General features: G+C 70.7%; 1 protein-coding gene. It reads left to right on the top strand.

What is annotated here, in order from left to right; genetic code table 11:
* The first annotated feature begins 321 nt into the window (after positions 1 to 321).
* Entirely contained in the window at positions 322 to 1,914 is a 1,593-nt protein-coding gene (gene serA, locus ACFWM7_RS35125; protein ID WP_383268807.1) for a phosphoglycerate dehydrogenase, read from the top strand.
* Positions 1,915 to 1,954: the final 40 nt, after the last annotated feature.

Raw genomic sequence — 1,954 nt, 5'->3', positions numbered from 1 at the left:
TATTGGCGGGGGTTAAGGCCTACGCGGTCTAGGCGGTGGGGGTGGGGGGCGGGTCGTCCCGGGCCCGGCCCCGCTCCGCAGTACCGCAGAGCCGCTCCGCAGCGGGGTTCCGGAGGGGCGTTCCGTACGGGTGTACACCACGTCCACCCTCGTGCGGGTGATCCTTCCACGGGGGCGCAGTACACGGCCCATCGCATGACTACACTTCTCAACACATACACGCGTCAGGGCCCACAGTGTCGTGCGTCTACCACGCGGCTAGCCCCTCCACCGCCTGCGGCCGTCGGGACGGCCGTCCGCACTGGACTTGTGAGGACTCACGTGAGCTCGAAACCTGTCGTACTCATCGCTGAAGAGCTGTCGCCCGCCACGGTCGACGCCCTGGGTCCGGATTTTGAGATCCGGCACTGCAACGGCGCGGACCGCGCCGAGCTGCTCCCCGCGATCGCCGACGTCGACGCGATCCTGGTGCGCTCCGCCACCAAGGTCGACGCCGAGGCCCTCGCCGCCGCCGGGAAGCTCCGGGTCGTGGCCCGCGCGGGCGTCGGTCTGGACAACGTCGACGTCTCCGCCGCCACCAAGGCCGGCGTGATGGTCGTCAACGCCCCGACCTCCAACATCGTCACCGCCGCCGAGCTGGCCTGCGGTCTGCTCGTGGCCACCGCCCGGAACATCCCGCAGGCCAACACCGCGCTCAAGAACGGCGAGTGGAAGCGCTCCAAGTACACCGGGGTCGAGCTCAGCGAGAAGGTCCTCGGCGTCGTCGGCCTCGGCCGCATCGGCGTCCTGGTCGCCCAGCGCATGTCGGCCTTCGGCATGAAGATCGTCGCCTACGACCCCTACGTCCAGCCGGCCCGCGCCGCGCAGATGGGCGTCAAGCTCCTCAGCCTGGACGAGCTGCTGGAGGTCGCCGACTTCATCACCGTGCACCTGCCCAAGACCCCCGAGACCCTCGGTCTCATCGGGGACGAGGCGCTGCACAAGGTGAAGCCCTCGGTCCGCATCGTCAACGCCGCGCGTGGCGGGATCGTCGACGAGGAGGCGCTGTACTCCGCCCTCAAGGAGGGCCGCGTCGCCGGCGCCGGCCTCGATGTGTACGCGAAGGAGCCCTGCACGGACTCCCCGCTGTTCCAGTTCGACCAGGTCGTCTGCACCCCGCACCTCGGCGCCTCCACCGACGAGGCGCAGGAGAAGGCGGGCATCGCGGTCGCCAAGTCCGTGCGCCTCGCGCTCGCCGGTGAGCTGGTCCCGGACGCGGTCAACGTCCAGGGCGGCGTCATCGCCGAGGACGTACGCCCCGGTCTGCCGCTCGCCGAGAAGCTCGGCCGGATCTTCACCGCGCTCGCGGGCGAGGTCGCGGCCCGCCTCGACGTCGAGGTGTACGGCGAGATCACCCAGCACGACGTCAAGGTGCTGGAGCTCTCGGCCCTCAAGGGCGTCTTCGAGGACGTCGTCGACGAGACCGTCTCCTACGTCAACGCCCCGCTGTTCGCGCAGGAGCGCGGTGTCGAGGTCCGCCTCACCACCAGCTCCGAGTCGCCCGACCACCGCAATGTGGTCACCGTGCGCGGCACGCTCTCCGACGGCCAGGAGGTCGCGGTCTCCGGCACGCTGGCCGGCCCGAAGAACCTCCAGAAGATCGTCGCCATCGGCGAGCACGACGTCGATCTGGCGCTCGCCGACCACATGGTCGTCCTGCGCTACCAGGACCGTCCCGGTGTGGTGGGCGCGGTCGGCAAGATCCTCGGCGAGGCCGGGCTGAACATCGCGGGCATGCAGGTCTCGCGGGCCGCCGAGGGCGGCGAGGCGCTGGTCGTCCTCACCGTCGACGAGACGGTCCCGCAGCCGGTGCTGACCGAGATCGCCGAGGAGATCGGCGCGTCCTCGGCCCGCTCGGTGAACCTCACCGACTGACGCACCCGTACGACCCCGGCTGCCGGGCGCCCCTTCACCG

It is taken from the genome of Streptomyces sp. NPDC058375 (assembly GCF_042723425.1).
GTDB lineage: Bacteria > Actinomycetota > Actinomycetes > Streptomycetales > Streptomycetaceae > Streptomyces > Streptomyces durocortorensis.
The sequence above is the reverse complement of the archived record's forward strand: the minus strand, read 5'-3'. Positions and strand labels throughout refer to the sequence as shown.